Consider the following 26,216-nt stretch of genomic DNA (forward strand, 5'->3'; position numbering starts at 1 on the left):
CCCCATAGTGTCAATGCCAAAAATGTTACTTTATAAAAACTTTTAATTTGCACCAACCAAGATATTAGCATCCTTTAAGACCTCGTTTTACAACCCATCCTAGTTAATACACATTTAATGTTTCGGACCCATTAAATCACAGATCCGTAGAGTACACGTTATCGCGACCTTGCTTACTGTGCAAAAAATCGAATACTCTTCTTACGGAAACGATCGTGAAATAGCCTCAAAAATCGGTAAATACACCAAAACCAAGATCTATTAGCTGCTAAATCGGTCGTGTGAAATTAAGATTGTATTTGTTAAGCGCTAATTGCTTTGCCGCTTGGTGTAGTGCACTATTGCAAAAATGTCGGTCTGGTTTCGTCTATTTTTTGGCCTCATCGCAGCAACACTTGGATATGGCTGTGACCTGGTACCCCTTAAAATTCTCGCTATTAACGACTTTCATGGGCAAATTTCACAAGGAAAAATTGTGCAGGATCGACCGGTGGGAGGAGCTGCGGTTTTATCCGCTTATCTTAAAGCAGCAATGGCAAATAAAAAACAACAAACAATAATAATTTCAGCAGGTGATCTTGTTGGCGCCTCTCCAGCTAGTTCAGCGTTACTCCAAGACGAGCCTGCAATAACCTTTTTCAACTCTTTTGCTAATGAATTCTGTCAATTTCCCAGTCAATTAACGACAACCAATACCCCATCAACTTTACAATTGTTTTACGGTAATCATTTTGTGAGTGTATTTGATCAGCGTTGTAATTTATTGGCCGTTCCAGGAAATCATGAATTTGATGACGGTCAAAGCGAACTTTTGCGTCTTTTTGCCGGTGGTAACCACAAAAATGGCCCCTTTTTAGAAAACCCTTGGCGTGGGGCTCGCTTTCCTATGATTGCAGCTAATATTCATCTAACTGATGGCCGCTCGTTATTTAAGCCATTCGTTATAAAAAACGTCGCCGGAGAGAAAATCGCCTTCATTGGTGCGGTTACCAGAGATACACCTAATATAGTTACCTCTGAAAGTGTGGCCGGCTTAAAGTTTAGTAGCGAAAGCAAAGCAATTAATGCCCAGGTACAAAAACTGCAAGAAATGGATATTCACGCTATAGTTGCAGTGATTCATGAAGGTGGCACTGGATCTGCAGCATATGAAAGCCAAACCCAAAATAAACCTGCGCATCTTTCACGTTTTTTTGTAAATTTAGTCAATCAATTAGATGCTGATGTTGATGTGGTCATTTCAGCGCATTCTCATAATTTTACTAATACCTTATTAAAAAATGCTGGCGGTCATGAGGTTTTAGTGACTCAAGCTTTCTCTTCAGGCAAAGCCTTTGCAGACATCGATATTGCAATCGACCCAAACTCACACGATATTGTAAAAAAAACCGCGCGCATTGTAACTACTTGGGGTGATGCTGGGCCTGGTCTTACTCCAGATGTAAAAATGGCTGAATTTGTTAAAATTGCTGAAGCTAAAGTCGCCCCAATTGCCAATAAAATTATTGCTACCACAAACAAAAAAATATCTCGCAAAGCCAATCAAGCAGGTGAATCGATACTTGGCGACATGATAGCAGAAGCTCATCGTCAAGCCATGCAAGCTAATTTTGGCATCACCAACGTAGGCGGTTTACGGTCTGATATTCCAAACGCTTGTAATACAAAACCTTGCAATATCACCTGGAATGATTGCTTCACTGCACAACCGTTCTCAAATACGGTAACCACTATGACTCTTACCGGCCAACAAATATATGACTTACTCGAACAACAATGGCTTAATCAGAGTTCTCCAAGATTGCTGCAGATAGCAGGCTTTAGCTATTCTTGGAGTCAGCAGGCCGCAAAAGGAAAAAAGGTTGTGCCAAATTCTATCAAGGCCTTGGATGGTACACCAATAAACAAATCTGCAACTTATTCAGTTGCAGTAAATAGTTTTCTTGGTGCAGGAAGTGACGCTTTTACGGTATTCAAAAAAGGAAAAATCATTAAAATAGGTATATTAGATCTTGATGCTTTAATTAAATTTTTAGCCAACCAGCCTCAACCCATTAAACCTAAAAATGCAAAAAGAATAATTAAAATTCCTTAAATATTTATTTTTATAGCTTTTTTTATTTTTTTGACTAAAATATTAATAAAAAAGAAATGATCTTTAAAATATGCTAAGAATTTAATCTATTAACATCACTTTTCAGATTTATGATATTTCATTTTTATCGTAAATTTATCAGTTACACTAAAATAAGTTATAAAAATAACATTAAGTGCCTTTGGTGCAAAATAGCGGCGTCGCAGAGCCAAAAGAACACGGTGCCTAGATGCTGCAATCTGAATTAGAGCGTGAGTATCGCTTTCTTGAAGAACGAGTAAATCGAGTACTACGTGCCACCCGCCGCATAAATAAACTTCTTGTTTATGACCATAATCCTAAAGATTTATTACTTAACCTTTGCAACATATTAGTTGAAACAGGTGCATATCATGCAGCCTGGATAATAGTTAGCAACGACAATAGCCAACCACTACAATGGGCGCAATCAGGTTGGAATGAAACTTTCACCCCTATACACCAGTTTTTATCTTCTGGGAAATGGCCCCTTTGTTACGACTGCACTACAAATTCAAATAGCGAGTTTTCCTTTAATTCTAATATTGCCTGCCATGACTGTCCGCTGTCACAAAAAAATACAGGACATCAAGCAGTAATTGTTAGGTTAATGTATAGAGAAAAATTTTTAGGCTTACTATCTGTTTCTATACCTGAAAATAATCCTTTTTCTGATCGTGAAGCTACATTATACAATGAAGTTACTGATGACATAGTTTCTATTCTTTGGAGTATTAAATTAGAAAATAAACAAAAAGAGGCTGAAACTAGACTGCGGATTTTTGCCGAAGCACTTGCGGCATCATCTGATGGAATAGGTGTGGCTACACCTGAGGGAAAGCATTGGTATCAGAATCAAGCGTTAACTGACCTATTAGGTGATATCGGAGAATCTCCGCCACAAACGGTATATCTCGAACCGCAAGTTGGGCATGAAGTTTTTGCAGCTATAATGGCCGGAAATACCTGGACTGGTGAAGTACGCATGAAAGGCCGTACCATTGATGTGGTTAATGTTTGGTTACGTGCTTATCCATTAAAAGACGAACATGGCAAAATTATTGCATTAGTTGGTGTACATTCTGACATAACCGAACGCAAACTTTTGCAAGCACGCGTGGCGCAAACAGACCGCTTGGCAACTATGGGTATGTTAGCCGCAGGTGTCGCACATGAAATAAATAACCCTTTAACCTATGTAATATTTAATCTTGAAACTATTAATCGAGATATACATAAACTAATCGCATGCTGCAAAAAATATATGCCCCATATTCACTCGCAATTTTCACTAGATGACTCGAATTTAAATCAAGATTTGAGTATTGACTTAGAAAGCTTTCATTCACGCCTTAAAGATGCCCTAACTGGTTCTCATCGTATCGCTGATATTGTTAAAAGTCTTCGCATCTTTTCGCGAGCTAAAAAATATAACCTTAATCCAATATCTATATCTGATATTTTAGATACTGCCGCGAATATGACCACTAATGAAATGAAATACCGATGCAAATTAATTAAGTCGTATCAAGAAGTTCCTCAGTTAATTGCTGATGAAGGCAAACTATCTCAAGTATTTATAAATTTATTAATTAATGCAGCGCAGGCGATCGAAGAAGGTAATGCAGCAAACAATGAAATACAAATAAGCACTTGGCATACAAACGAAAAGATTTTTGTTGAAATAAAAGATACTGGAAAAGGCATTAATCTTGAAGAGCAAAAACTACTATTTGTTCCATTCTATACTACAAAACCAATTGGTGAAGGCACAGGTTTAGGGCTAACTATTGCCCAACATATACTTAATGAAATTAATGGAACTATTGAAGTACATAGTACTCCAGGAAAAGGCTCCCAGTTTATTGTAAGTATTCCAATAAACAACGCAACTATTTATATGGAACAAGAACAACAACAAACGATAGTATTACCTAAAATACTTGGACGAATATTGGTAATTGACGACGAAGCTCCTATTCGTGGCATTATTAAGCGATTACTAAAAGACCATATTGTCATTGAAGCTGATTCTGGTTTACAAGGTCAACATATACTAGAAAGCGACCAAAATTTTGATATTATTATCTGCGACCTAATGATGCCTGCGGTATCCGGCGTTGAAATCCATGGCTGGCTTTCTTCACATTACCCAAAGCTTGCAGAAAAAATTGTTTTTATAACGGGTGGTGCTTATTTATCAGAAGCACAAAAATATCTAAGCCAATTATCCAACCTGAGGATTGAAAAACCTTTTGATGCCATAACCTTTAAACTGGTAATCGAAAAGCAGCTAAGTATGTCTCATAATCAAAATTAGCGGCAATAAATACTTGTACATTTTTTGGGATCGCTTTACATCAAACTACATGCTTTATCCAAAATCGCATTTACTCTATGAACGAGCTTGTAAAGTTATCCCTGGCGGCGTAAATTCACCGGTGCGATCTTTTAATGGCGTTGGTGGCAAACCTGTTTTTATGGTACGCGGTGAAGGAGCTTATCTATTCGATGCAGATAATAATCAATATATTGATTATGTTTGTTCATGGGGCCCCTTAATTCTTGGACATGCACCATCTGTTGTAATAGCTGCTATCGACGAAGCCACACAAAATGGTACAAGTTTAGGTTGGGCTACTGAACGTGAAATTGAACTTGCCGAACGTATGGTAAAAATTCTACCTGCTGTTGAAAAAATACGCTTTGTTAACTCTGGCACCGAAGCCACCATGAGCGCTTTACGCGTAGCACGTGGTTATACTAACCGTGAAAAAATAGTTAAATTCTCTGGTTGTTATCATGGTCATGCTGATAGCTTATTATCTGCTTCGGCAGGATCAGGTGTCGCTACTTTAGGTATTCCCGGAAGTGCCGGTGTTACTATTGGTGCAGTAAAAGATACTATCACCCTAGCCTACAACGATCTTGACCAAGTTGAAGATACTTTTCGCCAATATGGTGAAACTATTGCGGCGGTAATTATCGAACCTATTGCTGCAAATATGGGTTTAGTAATTCCCTTGCCAGGGTATCTTCAGGGTTTAAGACAATTATGTGATCACTATGGTATTTTGCTAATTTTTGATGAAGTCATAACTGGTTTTAGATTAGCTAAAGGCGGCGCCCAAGCATACTTTAATATAAAACCAGATCTTTCAACTTTTGGTAAAATAATTGGTGGTGGCCTACCCGTGGGAGCTTATGGCGGTAGAAGTGATATCCTCGATAAAGTGGCGCCTTTGGGACCAGTTTACCAAGCTGGTACTCTATCAGGGAATCCACTGGCTATGGCGGCTGGGATTGCTGTACTCGATGCTATTGAACAAAAAGATTTTTATGAAAACCTGGCTAAAAATACGGCAGAATTAGTTAACGATCTAAATAATGTTTTTCAGGCATCAGGAAATTTTGCCTATGCCTATAATATTGCTTCAATATTTGGCATTTGGTGCAAACCTTACGCAAAAACACCACCTCGCAATTATGAAGAAGTTCGCTCAGCAAATTCAAAATGGTATGCCAATTTATTTTTTGCGCTACTTGAGCAAGGTGTGGCTTTAGCGCCTAGTGCTTTTGAAGTAGCTTTTGTATCTTTTGCTCATCAAACGCAACACTTTAAAAATACTGTTATAGCATTTGCAAATGCAGTAACTGATCTGTCAAACCATGTATAATTGCTAATCCGTGTTGGTGACAAATCGCAGGTATAATTTTCTGAGCACGTGGGCCGCAAGTAGTGAATTTCGTGAGGATCGACGGGAGACATTAAGAGACACCCCCTAAATAAATGCAACTTGTACTGCACAACGTAAGCCAAACAGCCGACTTAAAGTGTACAAAGTCTTAAATGGATATATCGAGATGCTTTTGCGATAAAAAACTCTCGATAAAAAATGTATCACTTAAGGTCAGTACTTTTTTTGGTTGCTTAGCAGTGCGAGTTAATAAAAGGAGATCCTCCGTGGCCTTCGGTCCTGTATCTTATGAATTCACCGCCGATAATGCTCCTCAACAATGGCGAGTGCGTAGGTTTAATTTTCGTGAAAAATTATCTGGCATTTATCATTGCCATATTGATTTAGTTGCCAGTGAGCTTGAGGCTGATATCGATAGTTTACTTGGCAGTTCTGCATCGATCACCTTAGCACGTATTACCGGAGTAGAACGTCACGTTCGCGGAATCATAGCAAAAGTACGCAACGCGGGCGCGCTGCGTGGCCATGTATTGGTGCAAATTGAATTAGTTCCTGCTTTATTTGCATTATCACAAACATCAAATTCACGCATATTTCAAGCTATGAAAGCCCCGGATATTCTTGAACAGGTATTATCGCAAGCATTACAACCTTATCAACGCTCAGTAAAACTTGACTTGCAAAGATCTGACTATGCTGAACGCGAATATTGTGTTCAATATAATGAAAAAGACCTCGATTTCGTACACCGCATTATGCAAGAAGAAGGCATCTATTACTACTTTGATCAAAGTAGCGAACAAGAAGAATTAGTTTTAACCGACAGTAATGATAAATTGTTAGAATGTATTTCGGTAACCGGGTCTTCTATTGATCTCATACCCGCTGATGCCGGAGCCCCAGAAAAAGAAGTTGTGCAATCTTTTTACGCCGGTACACAATTACATTCGACGAGTATTATTCTGCACGAATATGATTGGAAACAACCAGCCCAACCAGCTCATCATGAGGCTAGTGCTCAAGATAATGCTCAGCATGATCGAATTATATATGATAGTGAGCCACATATTTGTGTTAGTGAAAGTGGTAATGATGGCGCTATACGTAAACAAGTACGTCAAGAGGAATTTGCTGCCTTAGGAAAAACCGGCACTGGAAAAGGTATTTTAATTGGATTTTTCGCAGGTAGCTCATTTGAACTGGTAGGACATACTCAAAGTGAACTTGACTGCAAGTATATCTTAGTTGAAGTCGAACACTACGGAACAGTACCTGATAACTGGGATGGCGAGAGCAACAGCGAAACCGAATATTACAACACTTTCACTGTGATTCCGGCTGATGTCCCATTTAGACCTGCCCACGATACGATACGTCCGACAGTAGGAATGCTAACTGCCACTGTCGTTGGCCCTTCTGGTGAAGAAATTCACACAGATAAAGATGGCCGCATCAAAGTGCAGTTCCATTGGGATCAAGATGGGCAAAACGATGAAAATAGCTCGTGCTGGATCCGAGTTGCGCAAATATGGGCTGGTTCAGGTTTCGGTATGCTTTTCATTCCACGTATGGGAATGGAAGTAGTCGTTCAATTTGTTGAAGGTCACCCTGACCGTCCTCTTGTCACTGGTTGTGTCTATAATGGTCGCAATGCTCCACCAATTAAATTACCCGATGACAAAACAAAAAGTGGTTTAGTTACTCGTAGTTCATTAGAAGGTACTGACGGCAACGAACTTATTTTTGAAGATGCTAAAGATAACGAAGAAATTTATCTACAAGCTCAACGCGATTGGAATATCTTAGTTAAAAATAACCAAGACGAAACTGTTCGAGGCGATAGCTCAAGAACTGTCGAAGGTAATGATGATAATACCATCAAGGGCAATCACACTGAAAGAATAAAAGGTAATGACAATTGCCAAGTTGATAAAGATCGTACCATCAAGATTAAAGGTAATTATACTGCAACTATCAATAAAGACTCAAAAATTATTATCGATGGTAAGTCTACAACAAGCGTTGAAAAAGACTATACATTATCAGTTAGCGGTAAAGCGAATGAGACAGTAGATAAAGATTACACGCTAAGTATAAGCGGTGATGCTAAAACCACAGTTGATAAAGAATATAAACTGCAAGTAACCAAAGATGCCAGTTGGAGTGTTGATGGTAAAAGCAAAGTTCAAATTAAAGATGACAGCGAAACCAAACTTGAAAAGAACATGAAACTCGCTGTAACAAAAGAAGCTCAAATATCAGTAGATAAGAATATGCAAGTAAAGGTCAGTAAAGAGATGACCCTTAAAGCAGATAAAACACTTACGCTTAAATGCGGTAGCGCCAGTATAATTCTAAAAAAAGACGGTAAAATAACGATCAAAGGTTCTGATATTAATGTTAAAGGCTCTGGTAAAGTTAAGGTTAAAGGTTCAAAGATCGGAAATAATTAATTTAATGTTTGTTATATTTTAGAACGTCCAAGTAAATGTAGTTGATACTCCGTCGGGGGCAATCGAAACGCTAGTAGTTGGATTATTAAGCCAAAACAGATCTACTGCAAATAATGATGCTGATATAACTGCTGTAGCGCCACCAATAATTGCTAATGTTCTAGCTAAATCATTTTTCCTTTCATAATCTTTTGTTTTTTTAGCAGCTATCGGCTGAGGTGTATTTCTATTATTTGCTTTGTCATAATCTTTCATACCATCTAAATAATAGTAGAGGCTAGTTCCAAACAAACCAAGAGTGACGGCCCCAGCACCAATACCGACGTATGATAAAATATGGCTATTTCCCTCTAGGTTAGTAGTTGGTGTGGTTGTCGCATTAGTCGGAGCGATAACATTGCCAGCGTTAGTAGTTGAAGATGCTGTAGATGACGTTGATGCATTAGATGCGTCTTGGGTAGTTTCAGTTGCCTGAGACGTTGATGAACTCTGTGTTTGGTTAGCATTTGAATCTGATGTTTTTTCTGTTGGTAATGGTATTAATGGTACCAACTCAAGATCATCAGTTGATGCACTAGCAATTGCAGTCTCTGGTTTAAAGAAATCTGGTAATATCGCAGCCAAAGCTTTATCAACACCCTTGAGGCTATTTATCTCAACTGTAGCTTGATTTTCTAAACGACCACTTGAAGCTACTACTTTTAGTTTACATTGATTTCGATTTGCCTTTAGTTGTTTAACGCTAATTAAAACAACGGCATCAACCTTTAAAGTGCCCGCAAGACGCGCTAGGCAAGCTACTTCAGCATTGCAACGCTCGACTGCTGGTGTACCCTTGAGTTTCTCCGCCACCACCACAGCCGGCACTGGCGTCGCTGCTTTACTTTTTATCTCGTGTTCTATTCTTTTTTCTATAGCACGTTTGATTTCTTTTGATACTGCGCCATGTGAGGTTGTAGGAAGTACGGCAATTTGTCGACTTGATGTATTTTTGGCATTTTTATCTAATGCTGAAACTGTCGCAGTGTAATTGAATAACTGAGACAAGTTGTTTGCAGCAAATGCGTAAACACCAAAAAATAATACTGTTGTGGTGGCAACTGCAGTAACGATTGAGGTGTAATTTATGCGTAACATGATGCAGCACTCTATCGATAAAATCCAAGTCCGGGAAGCCTAAAAAAGGCGTTTTTTTAATGAAATGCCTATTGAAGGTTTGGATTATGGTTTATCAGTTGGAAAGTTAAAGGGTTTTCGTGACGATTGAGAATTATCGTCTTTTTGAGTTTTTATAACCGTCATTGCTGTTGCAAGTATCGAAGCGACATCACTAATGTTTGACGGGATAATTAAACTGTTATTGGTCTTAGCTAAATTACCAAACTCACTAATATACTGCTCAGCAACCCTTAGTTGCACTGCTTCTATCCCTCCAGGATCGCCAATCGAGGCTGCCACGGTACGAAGGCCTTCGGCTGTTGCTCGTGCTACGGCCAAAATAGCATTGGCTTTACCCTCGGCTTCGTTAATTTGTTGTTGTTTTTTCGCTTCTGAAGCTTTTATAACTCGTTGCTTTTGACCTTCAGCTTCGTTAATTGCAGCGTCGCGATCACCTTCTGATTGCAATACTACTGCACGTTTCTCACGCTCGGCGCGCATTTGTTTTTCCATTGCGGCTAACACATCTATCGGCGGCGTAATATTTTTAATTTCATAGCGTAATACTTTAATGCCCCAGGACTCAGAGGCTTTATCAAGCTCAAAGACAACTAAACTGTTTATATTAGAGCGTTCTTCAAAAGTTTTATCGAGATCTATTTTACCAATTTCACTACGTAAAGTGGTCTGAGCTAATTGTGTTATCGCAAAAATATAGTCGGCAATTCCATATGACGCTAACTGTGGGTCAAGGACTTTTAAATAAATAATGCCGTCAATTCTAACTTGCACATTATCTTTAGTAATGCAGATCTGCTCAGGAATATCGAGGGCTTGTTCTTTAAGTAGGTGTCGATAGCGAATTACATCTAAAAATGGAAAAAGCAAATGAAAACCGGCACCTAAAGTGCCTAGGTATTTGCCAAGTCGTTCAACTACATAAGCATGCTGTTGTGGTACTACAACAGCAATTCTATACAGAACAAACAATAAAAAAACGGCGATAACGATACCGACAAAAACGCCTTGAGTAGTAGTCATCAATAGCTCCAAAGTTTAAATTTATTCAGTTTTTACCCACACGGTTAACCCATCAATAGATTCAACCTGGCATGTAGTTCCAACTACTATCCTGTCATTTGCTTTGCTGCGTGCGCTCCAGCTTGAACCTCGTAATTCAATACGGCCAATACCATTTACTGGAATATCTTCAATTACTAGAGCGATTTCGCCGGCAAAACTATTAACCGTATTGTTGCTATTATTTAGCAACTTTAATCGTTGTTGTAGGGGTTTGCGCAAAAATAGCAAGGTTATGATAGCAACAGCTGAAAAAATAAGCCATTGAATCCATAATGAATTGATTACGCCGATTCCGGTAATTACTCCCATACATATCGCTGCAATACCAAAGAAAAATGCAACAAAACTGCCTGGTAAAAACAACTCGGCTGCAAGAAATACTACTCCGAGTATTATCCACCACCACCATTGCATAGAAAACCTCGAATGAAAGTTCGCGTGAAATGCTAGCACGTGAAGCTATTAAAATGCCAGTGTAAGTATAATATAAAAAATAAGCTAACGTTTTTATAAATACAGGCAAACCGAGCAATTCTAGATCAGGGGAGGTCCCTAGTACTCGCTAACATAATAAAAATATTAAAAAATCGAACTAGTTGGGAATAATTTTAGCATTAAATTGGTTTGACTCCGTGATGTAAACTAACTATTTGTCGGCTTTAAGCAAATCGTGGTTCATATCGGTGGTGAGCAGCGTGTAAGCTCATACTTAAACCACAGGTTGACTACCGACGCAAATTAATAAACTCGCGTACGGATTAGTTGAATCATTAGTAAATAGACTGACTTGATTATCAATAGCTTGCTAACAACAGTTGTATGATTAAAGTTTAGGAAGAGTTAAAAATGAGTTCAGCAATAAGTGAATTACAACAACAAATAATAAACCATACCGATACTATCAGTAGTTTAAGAGCAGAGATTTCTAAAATAATTGTTGGGCAGCAGTATTTGATTGACCGAATTTTGCTTGGACTTATTGCTGATGGTCATATTCTTATTGAAGGTATCCCAGGTCTAGCTAAAACTACTGCAGTTAAAGCAGTAGCCGAAGCGGTTCAAGCGCGATTTGCACGAGTGCAATTTACTCCAGACTTGCTTCCTGCTGACTTGATCGGCACTGAAATTTATCGACCAACAAGTGGTGAATTTACTGTAAAAAAAGGACCAATTTTCACTAACCTACTTCTTGCTGACGAAATAAATCGTGCGCCAGCAAAAGTGCAAAGTGCATTACTTGAAGCCATGCAAGAGCGGCAAGTTACTATTGGTGAAACAACGCACGCTCTACCAGATCCATTTTTAGTGCTCGCTACACAAAACCCGATTGAACAAGAAGGAACTTACCCTTTACCTGAAGCGCAGGTTGACCGTTTTATGCTGAAATTAGCGGTGCGTTACCCTAATAAAGATGAAGAAAAAGAAATTATGCGGCGTATGTCACATCGTAACAAGCCACAACTCACACCGGTTGTTACCCCTGCAGAAATAAAACTAGTACAAGAAATTGCAGATTCGATATATATTGATGCTCGAGTTGAAGATTATATCGTTGATATTGTATTTGCTTCGCGTGAACCGGCAAAATTCAAACTTGATCATATAGAAAAACTAATTGAATATGGCGCATCTCCTCGTGCAACTATCTGTTTAGCTCAAACAGCTAAAGTATTAGCATTTTTAAGTGGACGCGCGTTTGTTACCCCACAAGAGGTAAAAACTATTGGACCTGATGTGCTTCGTCACCGCATTATCGTTTCTTATGAAGCTGAGGCTCGTGAACTCACTTCTGACAATATTATAAATGAAATATTCAACACTGTAGATGTTCCTTAAGTTTTTTAAAGAACACTATTAAAACCATAATTATTAGACAATGACCGAAGAAGTATTACCATTAAGTCCTGAGTTATTTGCGCAAATTCGAGCAATTCAGATACGTACACAAAGATTAGTAACTGAAACTTGGGCAGGTAATTATGAAAGTGCCTTCCGCGGACAGGGCATAGAATTTGCCGATGTCCGTGCTTATCAACCTGGCGATGAAATTCGAAGTATTGATTGGAAAGTTACTGCGCGTACAGGTTTACCGTTTGTTAAAGAACATAAAGAAGAGCGTGAACTTACGGTAATGTTAACAGTTGACGTAAGCTCGTCTGGTAATTTCGGTAGTGTTGAAAAACATAAACGTGAGATTGCTGCTGAAATATCGGCAGTGCTCGCTTACAGTGCCATTAAAAGCAATGATAAAGTGGGCTTAGTGATATTTAGCGACCATATTGAACACTTTATCCCTCCTAAAAAAGGTCGTGCGCATTTGTGGCGAGTTATTCGCGATATTCTCACTTATCAACCATCGCATAGCGGTACCTCACTAAAAACTGTTATTGATTTTTTAGGCCATGTAATTAAACGGCGTGCTGTTATTTTTTTAGTGTCAGACTTTCTTGATAATGATTTTATGTTACCTTTGCAGCTATTGGCGCAACGTCATGACATTACCGCAATCAACATTAGCGACCCACGAGAGTTAAGTCTACCCAAAATTGGTTTAGTAGAATTTGAAGATCTCGAAAGTGGACAGCGCATAATAGTTGATACAAATGACCAGATTGCCATGAAGCATTTAGCAACCTCTCAACAACAGCGAGTCAAAAATTTAAGTGAGTCTTTGCGCGCCGCCGGTGTTGGTGAAATAAAAATTTCTACTGATATTTCTTATATTACACCGATTATAAACTATTTTCACCAAAGGGAGCATCGTTACCATGCCAAACGCCGCTCTTGATATACGTGACATTAAACCGCTAGTCGCGATTCCTTCTGATCTACCGATAACAATAATTATTATTGCTATTGCAACATTACTATTGGCTGGGGTCATTATTTGGTGGTGGCTCCACAAACGACAAAAGCTACAAAGTTTTAATAAAATTAAAACGGTTGCTCCTATTGAACCCCCTGAGATTATTGCGAGATCGGCTCTTAAAGATTTAGATGAAAAACTAAAAAATTCTATTATTTCTATACAACAATATTTTTATGGTATCTCATTAATATTGCGCACTTATTTTGAAGCTGTTTTTAAATTAAACACAACCGATCTTACTACTTATGAGATATCTATTAAGATAGAAAATAGCGCTATAGCAAAAGAGCATCGTCAAGATTTTTTATCTATACTTTCTATGGCTGATGCAGTTAAATTCGCCAAAGCCCCGGCTACCGATAAAGAATGCTCCAATATCTTAAGACTCGCACAAGCCTTTATTACCATGACTTCCACGACAATTTCGCCTACAACTGATTTATCTCAAAGCGCTGAAAAATAATCTATTTGAATGGTGTGATTAATGGTTTTCTCGCACATTTGGTTATTTTGGATACTTGTTCCGCTTTGGGTTATTTTAAGCACCATTTGGCTGCTGTTTCGTCTTTTTGAATCTCGCGGGAAACTGCAGCGTTCTGCGGCACTGGCTTATTCGAATATCGCTAAATTTAATTATATTAAATCTACTTGGAGATATAAACTTAGCTTTTACATTAAGACACTTCGCCTCCTAACTCTTTTGGTTTTAATGCTAGCAATGGCACGGCCGCAAAGCGTGCTAGGTATTCGACCCGCTAGCACGTTAGGTATTGATATCATTTTAACAGTCGATACTTCTGGCAGCATGAAGGCTCTTGATCTCGATAGTGATCGCCCGATTTATAATCGGCGCACTCGCTTACAAGTGGTTAAAGACGTGGTTGCACAATTTATTAAAAAGCGCAACCAAGATCAAATTGGCTTAGTGGTCTTTGGCGTCGAAGCATTTTTGCAATGCCCGTTAACTCTTGATCATCATATATTGACTGTACTTTTAGACCGTATGCAAAATGGTATGGCTGGTGAAGCTACTGCCATTGGCTCAGGCATTGGCGCTGCAGTAAATCGTCTAAAAAAGTCAAAGGCAAAAAGCCGCGTAATGGTTTTACTAACCGACGGTATAAATAATGCCGGTCCACTTTCACCTATGCTTGCCGCTGAAATTGCGAAAACTTTCGATGTTAAAATCTATACCATAGGTGTTGGCACACGTGGTGAGGCGCCATTCATTGTGGAACAGCCATTTTTTGGTAAATCTATAGTATATGATGAGGTTAGTATTGACGAAGATGCTTTACGTGAAGTCGCCAATATTACCGGAGGCGAATATTTCCGTGCAGAAAACACTAAAAGTCTTGAAAATATTTATAAGCAAATCGATAAATTAGAAAAAAGCCAATCTGATACACCTGCAATTATTGATTATGATGAGCACGCTCCTGTATTTATCGGGATAGCTTTAGCGATGCTTATATTTGAGATACTCATATTGGGTACATGGCTTAGGAGATTGCCATGACAAATAAAAGCAATAAAAAAACAAATCTTAGAATTTTTTTAAAAATTGGCAATTTCATATTAATGGCTTGTTACAGCAGTGGTTGTAACTTACGCATTGGTGCACCAAATTATTTATGGTTGGCGTGGCTAATACCATTACTTGCAATATTTTTCTTCTATAGTATTGAAAAACGACAAAAGCTTGCCCGACGATTGATATCTACTCAATTGTTAGCTCGTACAACAATCGGCTTTAGCCATAGCCGTCTATGGTTAAAAGCATCGCTTTTGCTTTTTGCTACTGCTGCATTGGTAGTTGCTATGACATTACCTAAGTATGGCTTTACTTGGCAAGAAGTTAAGTGTCGTGGAGTTGATTTAGTAATCGCCTTAGATGTTTCTTTAAGCATGCAAGCAACTGATGATAACGCTAGTGGTAATACTTCTCGACTTGTACGCGCTAAAAGAAAAATTCACGATCTTGTGCAAATGCTTGATGGTGATCGAATTTCTTTAGTTGCCTTTGCCGGATCTGCTTTTGTTGCCTGCCCTTTAACTGTAGATTACGGTACCTTTTTAACATTTGTTGATGAAATGGAGCCAGAAGTTATCACTGCCAAAGGTACTAGTTTGGGTGATGCTATTCGCACCTCTCTTACAGCCTTTTCTGCTGGTGCTGGTGAGTCACAAGCAATTATATTCTTTAGCGACGGCGAACAAAACAGTGGTGATGCAAATCAAGCTGCGACAGAAGCACAAAAACAAGGCATACGAATTTATACTATTGGAATAGGGAGTAATGAAGGCGCACCAATTCCAACTACTGATGGTCATTTTAAACGCGATAAAAATGGTGACTTAGTGTTGTCAAAAATTGATGAAAGTGGTCTAAAAGAAATTGCTCTCCACACCGGCGGTACCTATATCCACGCTGTTACTAGCAATAGCGATCTTGAAACTGTTTACCGCAAAGGGATTAAGGGTTCTTTAGCAAGTCGAGATATTAATGGTCGTCGTCGTCAAAATTGGCATGAGCGATATCAATGGCTTACTGGTTTAGCTTTGCTATTGCTTAGTGCAGAGTTGCTTATAGCTGAGAAGAGGAAAAATAAAAATGCCTAGAATAATTCTTGTTATTACTTTGTTAATTACTACCGTGCCTTTTTGGGAAATGGCAACTGCCGCATCAAATTCATCGACCTCATCATCTACTTCTAATAAAATTTTTACTGACCCATTTAAAGCCTATGATGCTGGTGATTACGAGCAAGCCCTGCAACTGTTTCTTGATGCCGAGGTGAAACATCCAAATGATTCTCGTATCGCCTATGATATTGGCAATGCTAATTATCGTCGTGGTGATTTTAAAGCAGCAACAAAGGCCTACCAACGCGCCTTAGCTAGTAAAGATGCTAAATTGCGCACTAAGGCAAATTACAATCTTGGCAATGCTTATTTACGCGCACAACAATTTAAAGAGGCAATAAAAGCTTATGAAGATACGCTTAAACTTGCACCTAAAGATAAAGACACACAACATAATCTTGAAATTGCTCGCCGCTTATTAGAAATGCAGCAACAGCAGCAGCAGCAACAACAACAACAACAACAACAACAGTCTGACCCAAAAAACAACGAGCAACAATCTAAATTAGAAAATCAAGAAGAAAAAAACCAGCAACAAAGCCAACAATCATCGTCAGACTCAGTAAATAATTCTGCCAAGCAAGAGCAACAATCGGCTGCTACGGCAAACAATGAACAAAAAAAATTAGAACAAAACGAGAAGCCAAACACAAATTCTGCAGCAGCATCTGCAGCAAATGACAAAAAACAAGATAAGCTGCAAAAAAATCCTGCAACTTCCATGGATAGCAAAAAAGAAAATAATAATAAAAAACTTAGTCCTCAAGCAGCCGAACAACTATTACAGCAAATCGGTAATACCGGCCCGCGAATTCCACGTAATCAGCGTGGTGGCAAATCAACAACGCCGGCTAAGGACTGGTGAACATGCTCGGATACAAGATCATTATACTCATTTTATTAGTAACACTGATACATTCTACTACTGCGGCAGCTGCATCTATTAACGCACAACTTGATCGCTCTGAGTATACTATTGAAGATGAAATTTTATTAACCGTAACTATCGAAGGTAGTTCTACTAGTAAACCGCAAATTCCAAAACTTGATGCATTCTCTGTATCTGCTAGCGGACAGAGTTCTCAATATCAAATCATCAATGGTAGAACTTCATCTAGTGTAATCTACAATTATACTCTTATCCCTAAACGTAAAGGTACTTTTACTATTGCTAATATTAGCGCAACGATTGATGGTAAAAAATATCAAGCACCTGCAATAAAGGTCTTGATCACCAATACTTCTAAAGACTCACAACAAAATGGTCAGCCAGCATTTATTACCACCACAATTTCTAATCCAAAACCCTATGTTGGTGAACAGATTGTTTATACATTTCGTTTCTATCGTCGTGTTCCAATATATGACGCTAAATTACAGCTACCTGACTTTGAACAACTTTCGCCAGAATCACTCGGAGATGGCATTGAACGTCAAGAGCAATACCAGGGTCATATGTATAAAGTTACTGAAATAAAAAAAGCTCTTTTCGCACCCCAGGCTGGTGATTACACAATTGCAGCGGCTGCTTTAAATATTGAAATACCAGATAATCGCAACCGACGAAGAACTGGCCCTTTTGATGACTTTGATAGTACTTTTTCTTTTGGCGGCGGTTTATTAAATCGCACTCGTACTCGTGCAAAAACACTGCGCAGCGCCCCAATTTATTTGCACGCACGAGTATTACCAAAACCACCACCGAATTTTTCAGGTTTAGTCGGTAGCTTTTCTATTCAAACAGAGCTTAGCAAATCAGAGTTAAAAGTTGGTGACTCCACTACATTTAAAATTAGTGTTGTTGGCAAAGGCAATGTGCGTCACATGTCTGAACCAAAAATACCTGAACTTGAAAATTTTAAAGTCTATGATGATAAGCCTGACACTAAAATACAAATTGAAAATGATAATGTTACTGGTCAAACTAATTTTCGTAAAGCCTTAGTACCAATAAAAGCAGGTGATTATACTATTCCTTCAGTTAGTGTTTCATATTTTAATAGTAGTGAGAATAAATACATAACAATTTCAAGCCAACCGCTAGTAGTTAAAGTTTTACCAGGCACCACCAATGAAACCCTGCATGTTGTAGGGGAAGCAATGCCTTTTTCTGTATCAAAACAAGCTATCGAAATAATCGCTGATGATATTTTGCCTATTCACTCTCGCTCGGCACTTTGGACAAAACCTGAACGTAAATTTTGCTATCGTTTGGCAGTAGTTGCAGCAATAATACCACCGCTATTTTTCATTACCATTATGTTACTTGGACTTCATAAAGAAAAACTTCAGCGTGACCCCAGTTTGCAACGTCGTCGCTTAGCTAAACGTAATGCTCGTGCAATTCTTAAAACTGTACGTATCTTAAATAACACCAATGACACTAAATCAATTAACGCAATGCTTGAGCGGGCAATTAAAACTTATATTTGTGATAAACTCAATATTTCTGGTGGCGCTCTGACTGCTGATGAAATTAAAACCCGAATGCTTGAAAAAAACATCTCTATCGAAACAATTAATCACACTTACAATCAAATAATCGCGTTTGAAACCTCTACCTACAGCAATCAACAACTTGACCCTTCAGATTATACTGAACGGATAAACTCATGTGAAAAACTATTAACCAAGCTAGAGCAAAACATATAAGGCAATCGATATGAGTATTTTAAAATATTTTTCTATTTTTATGATTTTAATGTTTAGCAATACTATTGCGAATGCTAATGGGCTTGAATCGGATCATGATTTACTTTGGGCTGAGGCAAACACCGCTTATCGTAATGGGCAATATGATGTAGCGGCAAACAAATATCATGCTTTGCTTAGACAAAGCAGCGACGACGGGCAAGTATACTATAATCTTGGCAATAGTGAAATGCGCCTAGGCCATTTAGCACAAGCTATTGCAGCATATAGAGCTGCTAAAGTACGTCTACCTCGTGATGAAGATGTTGCGGCAAATCTAAGGCTTGCACGGGCACGCGTAAAAGATGCAGTACAGCCCCCAATTCCATCAACAACACGTAAAACGCTTTTCTTTTGGCATTACAGCTTATCAATCAATGAACTTATTACTACGATCATAATTGCAAATGCCTTTTTTTGGTTTACCTTATTAGCTCTATTTCTTCGACGGCGACGATTGATAACTTGGTATACTATTACTCTAGCTATCATTCTACTAACACTTGTAACATCTTATATAATACGTTCATCTTCACCAACTACTATTGCCGTAGTGCAATTAGCAAAACTCGATGTCTATTCAGGCCCTAATACTAATACAGTATTACGCTTTCGTCTTCATGAAGGAACTGAAGCGATAGTTACAGGTGCTGAAGAAAAATGGGTGTGCCTTGAATTAAGTGATGGCAAACAAGGATGGGTGCCAAGTGAAAGTGTAATTAAAGTAGTTTTATAGCTACCAATAATGATGCACTAGCGCTCGGATTTTTCTTTTATAAATTTCGTGAATAGATTGCATCACTGCGTCACTTAACGAGGGCATGTCGGCAGCAGCAACATTTTCTTCAGCCTGGGTTGCTCGTTTTGCCCCTGGTATTGCACAAGTTACTGCATCATTCATTAAGATCCAACGCAGAGCCATCTGCGCCATGGTTACCCCTGATGGCACTAGCTGACGCAACTCATCTACTGCTTCAAGCCCCGTTGCAAAATCAACGCCAGAAAAAGTCTCGCCTCGATCAAAAGCCGCACCTTGACGATTAAAAGCGCGATGGTCATCAGCAGCAAAAGTGCTCTGTTTAGTCATTTTGCCACCAAGCAACCCCGATGATAAAGGCAGGCGCGTTAAAATGCCGACCTTGCGACGTTTAGCTTCTTTAAAAAATAGTTCAGCAGGTCGCTGTCTAAATATATTATATATAATTTGTACAGTTTGCACATTTGGGTATTCAATAGCCTTCAGCGCTTCTTCAACTTTTTCAACGCTCACCCCATAATATTTAATTTTTCCAGCTTGCACTAAATCATCAAGCACCCCAAAAACCTCGGGACGATAATAAACCTCTGTAGGTGGACAATGTAGTTGCAACAAATCAAGCGCTTCTGTATTAAGGTTTTTTAAACTACGCTCGACAAACGCGGTGAGATTTTCACGATTGTAACCATCAGCCACATGGGGATTAAGTCGCCGCCCGGCTTTAGTAGCAACATGAATCTCTTCTGAACGCTCGCGACGCAATTTTGCAACTAAACGCTCACTGCGACCGTCGCCATATACATCAGCGGTATCAATAAAATTAACCCCTTTATCTATTGCTTTATGCAGCGCCGCCAAAGAATCGTTGTCACTTACCTCACCCCAAGTACCACCAATTGCCCAAGCGCCGAAGCTAATTGCAGATACTTGCCACCCTGTACGTCCGAGTTCACGATAAAACATGTATATTCTCCATTAGCAGTTTTCACCGTTATTGCGCGGATATTTTCAAAATTGGAATTTAAGTTAGCTCTTACTGCAATATAGTGCAAGCATAGGTATGGGTATCTCCAAGATTCGCTGTTGCTTTCTTGTTATTTTGCAAAAACTAGGGAGAAAAACTAGAGGGGTGCCCCTAATCTACCCTTAAAGGGCTTATAATTTATTTTGCGTTTCGCAATAATCAACCTGGTAACGATCTACTATACAGGTGGCAATTTCTTGTTTACTCCATCCTAACTTTTTATGCAGACGTAGGCGTAGCATTAAACCACGTTCAGTAAGACCGTTGGTCGTTTTAATATAACCTTCTTGATCAAAAATAAAATTACCTAGTGAATATGCGATTAAGCCATTTTTATATTCCGCAACAGGTTGCACAACATGTGGATGATGCCCTATTACAAAATTAACGCCATTATGCACTAGCCAATGTGCCAACTGTTGTTGTGCAGTATTTGGTATATTTGCATACTCATCGCCCCAATGAATCGTTGCCACTACAAAATCATTTACTGCAGCTATTTTTTGCAGAGATTTAGCAAATGATGGTTGCATTATTTTAATAATATTTTGTTTTGTAGTTGGTAAAAGCATTCCACTAATTATCGCAACTTTTAAGCCATTACGATTTATTTGTATAGGCAGTCCATCAAAACCTTGTACTGGGCTGCCTATAGTTAAAATGCCTACGCTATTAAGTAATTTTTGTGAATAATCAACCGCAAACGGCGAACAATGATTATTGGCCAAATTTAACACATCAAACCCTAAGTATAACAAAGCAATTAACTGTCGGTTAGGTGCAAAAAAAGTTAACGGCTCTATTGTTTGTGTTTCATCACCACTAAAACAAGCCTCCAAATTACCAATTGCTAAGTCGGCCTGGTGCAATGAAGACAATACTCGCTCAAATGCCTTTTTATAACCGTATCGATCAAGGCGTCTGCCAACCTCTCGCCCCAGCATTATATCACCAACAAAGCAAAGTAAATAACCAGCTAATAATAATTACCCGTGTTGTCACTACATACCAGCATAGTATAACGAGACTTCTTTAGCTTTATCTTCGCTAATAAAATTATTTACCCAAGCAGGACGCTGCGGTCTTTTACGCAATTGTTCACGCCATATTTGGTCATTGAGACGCTCCCCTAATATCATTTCATAATAAGACATAACCCCACCGCGACCAATGCGTGGCTTACCCTCGATTGAAAAAATTACGTAAATAGGATGTACATAACCAGTAGCAACATGCAAATAGCTGCCCGGTCCAGTGAATATATCAGCTATAAGCTGCGCATTATTCTCGTTAAGCAACATATCTTCTGGATTATTTTTACCAACAAGAATTGTTTCTTTCCAAAAATGTTCTAAATCACCACCAATAAACTCTATAAGTTGATACTCTTCTTTTGATAACATTTGACCATTTAATTCTTTATGAGAAATTTCTGCTAAAGAGGCGACAAGCTTTTCTAGTCGCACCATTGGTTTGTTAGTGTTCAATGGCATCAGTTGCCTTTTTGCAAGCCCAGCGCGTATTGATTTTAAAAGTTGGTACACTCGTTGATATAACTCGAATTCTGGGATCACATAACCACGCGTATCAATTTCAATTTCGGTATCTTCATAATCTGGCCCTCCCATTTCTGCCACCCCTTGTTTTGCATAAAGTACAGTGTCGTGTTTTAACTCTGTATAACTAGCAAGGTAAGTATTAAGACGTAAAAATGGATACGCTTTGCCCCGCATAAAATTAGGGTAGCTATTTGGCACTGGCGTTAATAATGAATTTAAAGAATATAACCAATCAGAGTAGACTTCTTTAACTCGTCGATCGTTAATTTCTTTTGGCATCCTTTTTTTAAGCATCTGTTGCTGACTTAGATAAATTTGCTGTCTGTAATAAGGCATTACCAACTGATAAAAAAATTAAATTATCACCAGCAGCAATTGCAAAAGGTGTATTGGCAGTAGCAAGATATTGTTCTTTTGTTTGGGTGATTAATACTGTCAAAATTTCTTGCAACTTAAGAATAAATACTTCTTGCTCTGCCGTCGCCAATAAATAATCGAAAAACAAATGAAGATTATGCAAAACCACATCAGGGGTCACCACACTTGGTATCGCTTTAATAAACTTACGATATATAACCTCAGCTTCTCCTTGGGCTTCGCTTTCTTCTAGCTGAATCGGACGATAGCGATTATTCTCATATAGTTGAAAAAATTCAAAAAAGCCCTGATTACCATCAACAGCAAATTCTTTCTCTAATAACGCCGTCTTCACCTTAGAAGTTTGAAACAATTTTTCAAAATATTTTAGCTCAACAATTTTTTCGTTATTCGCAGGATTCGTATTGGCACTCTCATCGCCTATGAGCCCTTTAGTATTTTCTTCTTGGGCTTGCACATTAGCTGCAGTATCATTTGCAATGGCATTGTTTCTTTTTTGCTCTGTGTTTCTAGCTTGAGATTGTTGTTCACTTTTTTGGCAACTGGACAGCAAAAAAATGCTTGCACACATTGTCATCAATATGCGCTTGAACGATAAAGTCATAATCAAATCCCTTTCACTCTCATATTTTGATAATGTCATCAAATTGTCACCTCTTTGTCACGTCCAGCTTGAACACTTTTGGCAACAAGACCACTTTGTTGATGACTTAAGTCAACCAATTTGGCCATCAGGTGATGCGCAAATATTACCGTTTTGGTGTGGCGCGTTTGACCATAATATTGCTAGCCGTCAGCGTTGGGATACTGTGTTATATTGGCTTGATGAACAAGGTCTCAATACCCCGCTACCTTGCTGCTATGGAGTTTTGGGACAATACAATCGTCGTATGCATTTGCTTAATTGGCTAAACCCATGGCAGCAAAATACTGTGTGGACATGCTTGGGTTTACATTTTCTTGAAGTGTTGCGTGATTTCTCTCACCCACGTTTTATTATTGAACTTGAACGCTATCGCCTTCTGGTAGAGCAATTAGGTTGCTTTCCAGAAGTTTTGAACCCTAAAAATTCACAGCTTTATGAAGGAGCTTTGATATTATCTGAAGATTCAATGCTTTGGGCTGCGAATCTTTGGAGCATGCTTAATAAAAGCCAAGTATAATCAAAGTTAACGTAGATTTAAGACGATCAATAACAGATATTATCTGCATGCACTAAAAGGAAAAATATATGCCAGAAAAGAACACTAAATTTCGTGATATGCTTAAAGACGATTTGAATGATTTTGTGAATTCCCAAAAAAATCGCTTTGCTCATAACGACAGTCTGATTATTGATCTGCATTGCCATGATTATAATAGCAATGTACCTGATGAATTATTGGGACGGATACTGCACTGGCCTGAGACTTGGGTAACGACTGACGAAGTCCGTCAAGTTTTAACTAAAAACGATGCTACAGCTATTACTATCACTAATCACAATAACGCTCGTTCATGCTTTGATTTACTTGAACGAGGCATAGATGTCTTAGTTGGCGCAGAATTTACTTGCACGGTGCCGGATTTTGAAGTTCACGTGCATGTACTAACCTATGGTTTCTCGCCAACTCAAGAAGAACGTTTAAACAAATTAAGGTCAAATATATATAAGTTTTTAGATTATACCTGTGAGCAAAATATAGTTACAACATTAGCTCATCCCCTATATTTTTATAGCACTAAAAAGGTTCCCACCTTACCGTTGCTTGAGAAGCTAACTTTATTATTTGATAATTTTGAGGTACTTAACGGCCAACGCGATACTTGGCAAAATCTATTGGTTATAGCTTGGTTACAAAGCCTCAGCGAGTTGCGAATTGCTCAAATGTCAAAACGCGCTGGTATTGCTGCCAACACATATTCTAAATACCCGATTCATAAAATCATGACTGGGGGATCTGATGATCATATGGCGCTATTTGTTGGAACCACCGCCAATAAAGTTTACATCCCTGAACTTGAAAAACGCCTTAAAAAAGAGCCGCGCTCAGCGTTAGTATTAGAAGCTCTACGCCAAGGTAATGTCGCTCCATTTGGTTCATACACTGCCGAAGAAAAATTAGCGGCCTCTTTTCTTGATTACTTTTGTCAGATTGTTAAAAATGCTCAAGACCCGGGACTTGTTCGTATGCTTTTGCATCAAGGCTCAGCAAAACAAAAAATATGGGCTTTTCTTATCGCCAACGCTATCTTTGAGTTACGCCAACATCGCTATACCTCACGTTTTATCGATGCCGCGCACGAAGCTTTGCATGGCACTGGTCCTGGTTTTTTACAAAAGTATGCATTCGCCAAAGACTATCGACCATTAGTTAAAGAACTTGATCTACTTGCCACAACTTATAATGAAAATCCTCAGGCGATGGATGAGCAAATTCGTAATTCAGTCCCAGCAATATTTCATGAACTAATTAACATAATTGCTGGACGAATTAAAACTAAAGTCGAACATTACGAAAAACAGAAACACGATAATTCTAAGGTGGCGCTGCAAGAATTCATTGAGCGCTTGGAATTACCAGCAAACTTGCGTTCATTATTAGGAGATGCGTCAAATAGTAGTCATCATGGAATCAATGATATTGACTTGCGTGCAATTACCCAAGGTTTACCATTCCCAGCGCTTGCCGCAGCGGTTATTGGCGGTAGCACCTATACTAGCACTAAAGTCCTTTTTGCTAATCGACCACTATTAGACGAATTTTCAAGTACCATTGGTCGTTATCGTCATCCCCGACGTGTACTTTGGCTTACTGATACTTTTGCTGATCAAAATGGTGTCGCTAGTTCGTTACGTCTATTGCATGCCGAAACAGTTAGTCGAAAGTTGCCGATTGACTTTGTAGTTTGCCATAATTCATTAACCGCAGATAAACATCTGCACGTATTAAACTCAGTAGTTGAATTACCTTTGCCATATTATGAACAACAACCGCTGCGACTTTTTGACATTATGGAGTTGCAGAAAATTTTTTTAAATGGTGGTTACGACCGCGTGGTTTGTTCTACTGAAGGTATAATGGGGCTTGCGGCATTATTTCTTAAGCACGCCTTTTCAGTACCAACGTTTTTTTATGTACATACTGACTGGATGACTTTTGCAAAAACTACCTTAAAATTAGATATCCATAATACTGATCGGGTACGGCGAATGTTTCGTGCTTTTTACCGCAACTTTGACGGACTGTTATTATTAAATTCTGATCAACTTAATTGGTTTGCCTCAGATAGCATGGGCATAGAACTTGCGCGTCTACGTCAGACGGCTCATTGGGCAAATCCTTGCTTTAATAACAAGCGTACGGTTTTACGCTCGCAAATAATACCCGAACTCAATGAACATGATCGGGTTATTCTTTTTGTTGGCAGAGTGAGTGATGAGAAAGGCGTAAGCGAATTACCTGCACTCATAAAAAGTTTACGCGCACAAGAACCGAACACCCGTTTGGTTATTGTTGGCAGCGGCCCGGCTGAAACTAAATTAAAAACCGCTATAAAAGAGGCATTATTTTTATCGTGGGTCGATGCTGATAAACTTGCAGATATCTACAAAATAGCTGATGTTCTGGTATTGCCTTCACGCTTTGATACTTTTGGCTGTGTGGTGGTTGAAGCGTTGGCTTCTGGATTACCTGTAGTTGCTTATAAAACCATGGGTCCCAAAGATATTATTAAAGATGGAGTATGTGGCTATACTGTTGAGCATCAGGAAGAATTTGCACCAGCAGTTTTACGTATTTTAAAA

Annotated in this window: 21 protein-coding genes; 14 read left to right on the forward strand and 7 right to left on the reverse strand. The window is 38.7% G+C overall.

The features are described 5' to 3' along the window. The first annotated feature begins 349 nt into the window (after nt 1–349). From JW841_04655 to tssI, 4 genes are all read left to right on the forward strand, one after another. Nucleotides 350–2,095 (forward strand): 5'-nucleotidase C-terminal domain-containing protein, encoded by a 1,746-nt coding sequence (locus JW841_04655; GenBank protein ID MBN1960215.1) that lies wholly within the window; start codon nt 350–352, stop codon nt 2,093–2,095. 229 nt (nt 2,096–2,324) lie between these two features. Further along, complete coding sequence (locus tag JW841_04660) at nt 2,325–4,433, forward strand: response regulator (protein ID MBN1960216.1); 2,109 nt, start codon at nt 2,325–2,327, stop codon at nt 4,431–4,433. A 49-nt stretch (nt 4,434–4,482) separates the two neighbouring features. Further along, complete coding sequence (hemL, locus tag JW841_04665) at nt 4,483–5,790, forward strand: glutamate-1-semialdehyde 2,1-aminomutase (GenBank protein ID MBN1960217.1); 1,308 nt, start codon at nt 4,483–4,485, stop codon at nt 5,788–5,790. A gap of 287 nt (nt 5,791–6,077) precedes the next feature. Continuing rightward, entirely contained in the window at nt 6,078–8,264 is a 2,187-nt protein-coding gene (gene tssI / locus JW841_04670; protein ID MBN1960218.1) for a type VI secretion system tip protein VgrG, read from the forward strand. An 18-nt stretch (nt 8,265–8,282) separates the two neighbouring features. Here tssI and JW841_04675 read toward each other — a convergent pair whose 3' ends face one another. The 3 genes from JW841_04675 to JW841_04685 all read right to left on the reverse strand — a co-directional run bounded on the left by JW841_04675 (nt 8,283) and on the right by JW841_04685 (nt 10,919). Continuing rightward, on the reverse strand, nt 8,283–9,401 hold the full coding sequence (locus JW841_04675) for a hypothetical protein (protein ID MBN1960219.1): 1,119 nt from the start codon (nt 9,399–9,401) through the stop codon (nt 8,283–8,285). 84 nt (nt 9,402–9,485) lie between these two features. Beyond that, nucleotides 9,486–10,463, reverse strand: a complete 978-nt coding sequence (locus JW841_04680; GenBank protein MBN1960220.1) for a paraslipin — start codon at nt 10,461–10,463, stop codon at nt 9,486–9,488. A 21-nt stretch (nt 10,464–10,484) separates the two neighbouring features. After that, nucleotides 10,485–10,919 carry an NfeD family protein gene (locus JW841_04685; protein MBN1960221.1) on the reverse strand — a complete coding sequence of 145 codons (435 nt, stop codon included), beginning with the start codon at nt 10,917–10,919 and terminating at the stop codon, nt 10,485–10,487. Between the two features lie 432 nt (nt 10,920–11,351). On the opposite strand from JW841_04685, the gene JW841_04690 reads away from it, so the two are divergent. From JW841_04690 to JW841_04725, 8 genes are all read left to right on the forward strand, one after another. Then, the gene (locus JW841_04690) at nt 11,352–12,341 is read left to right on the forward strand and encodes a MoxR family ATPase (GenBank protein ID MBN1960222.1); all 990 of its coding nucleotides are present in this window, start codon (nt 11,352–11,354) and stop codon (nt 12,339–12,341) included. Nucleotides 12,342–12,381: 40 nt separating this feature from the next. Continuing rightward, a complete protein-coding gene (locus JW841_04695; protein ID MBN1960223.1) occupies nt 12,382–13,293 on the forward strand; it encodes a DUF58 domain-containing protein in 912 nt (303 codons plus the stop codon). Continuing rightward, nucleotides 13,274–13,837, forward strand: a complete 564-nt coding sequence (locus JW841_04700) for a hypothetical protein (protein ID MBN1960224.1) — start codon at nt 13,274–13,276, stop codon at nt 13,835–13,837. Before JW841_04695 ends, JW841_04700 begins: the two co-directional genes overlap by 20 nt. 255 nt (nt 13,838–14,092) lie before the next feature. Further along, nucleotides 14,093–14,893, forward strand: coding sequence for a VWA domain-containing protein (locus JW841_04705; GenBank protein MBN1960225.1), 801 nt, complete (start codon nt 14,093–14,095; stop codon nt 14,891–14,893). Beyond that, nucleotides 14,890–15,996: a VWA domain-containing protein gene (locus JW841_04710; protein ID MBN1960226.1), complete on the forward strand. Its 1,107-nt coding sequence runs from the start codon at nt 14,890–14,892 to the stop codon at nt 15,994–15,996. Before JW841_04705 ends, JW841_04710 begins: the two co-directional genes overlap by 4 nt. Beyond that, on the forward strand, nt 15,989–16,885 hold the full coding sequence (locus JW841_04715; protein ID MBN1960227.1) for a tetratricopeptide repeat protein: 897 nt from the start codon (nt 15,989–15,991) through the stop codon (nt 16,883–16,885). Before JW841_04710 ends, JW841_04715 begins: the two co-directional genes overlap by 8 nt. A 2-nt stretch (nt 16,886–16,887) precedes the next feature. Further along, nucleotides 16,888–18,672, forward strand: a complete 1,785-nt coding sequence (locus JW841_04720) for a protein BatD (protein ID MBN1960228.1) — start codon at nt 16,888–16,890, stop codon at nt 18,670–18,672. A gap of 10 nt (nt 18,673–18,682) precedes the next feature. Then, nucleotides 18,683–19,447 carry a tetratricopeptide repeat protein gene (locus tag JW841_04725; protein ID MBN1960229.1) on the forward strand — a complete coding sequence of 255 codons (765 nt, stop codon included), beginning with the start codon at nt 18,683–18,685 and terminating at the stop codon, nt 19,445–19,447. On the opposite strand, the gene JW841_04730 is transcribed toward JW841_04725, so the two are convergent. The 4 genes from JW841_04730 to JW841_04745 form a co-directional block, all read right to left on the reverse strand. Next, on the reverse strand, nt 19,448–20,431 hold the full coding sequence (locus JW841_04730) for an aldo/keto reductase (protein ID MBN1960230.1): 984 nt from the start codon (nt 20,429–20,431) through the stop codon (nt 19,448–19,450). It lies immediately after the preceding gene. A 192-nt stretch (nt 20,432–20,623) separates the two neighbouring features. Beyond that, the gene (locus tag JW841_04735; GenBank protein ID MBN1960231.1) at nt 20,624–21,436 is read right to left on the reverse strand and encodes a CapA family protein; all 813 of its coding nucleotides are present in this window, start codon (nt 21,434–21,436) and stop codon (nt 20,624–20,626) included. 57 nt (nt 21,437–21,493) lie between these two features. Further along, nucleotides 21,494–22,387, reverse strand: coding sequence for a DUF3160 domain-containing protein (locus JW841_04740; protein MBN1960232.1), 894 nt, complete (start codon nt 22,385–22,387; stop codon nt 21,494–21,496). Further along, a complete protein-coding gene (locus JW841_04745) occupies nt 22,338–23,072 on the reverse strand; it encodes a DUF3160 domain-containing protein (GenBank protein ID MBN1960233.1) in 735 nt (244 codons plus the stop codon). The genes JW841_04740 and JW841_04745 overlap by 50 nt, the downstream gene beginning before the upstream one ends. 4 nt (nt 23,073–23,076) lie before the next feature. Here JW841_04745 and JW841_04750 point away from each other — a divergent pair, with 4 nt between their 5' ends. Next, the gene (locus JW841_04750; protein ID MBN1960234.1) at nt 23,077–23,592 is read left to right on the forward strand and encodes a hypothetical protein; all 516 of its coding nucleotides are present in this window, start codon (nt 23,077–23,079) and stop codon (nt 23,590–23,592) included. A gap of 68 nt (nt 23,593–23,660) precedes the next feature. Next, a partial coding sequence (locus tag JW841_04755) for a glycosyltransferase (protein MBN1960235.1) occupies nt 23,661–26,216 on the forward strand: 2,556 nt, incomplete at its 3' end.

The organism is Deltaproteobacteria bacterium, from assembly GCA_016931625.1.
Classification (GTDB): domain Bacteria; phylum Myxococcota; class XYA12-FULL-58-9; order XYA12-FULL-58-9; family JAFGEK01; genus JAFGEK01.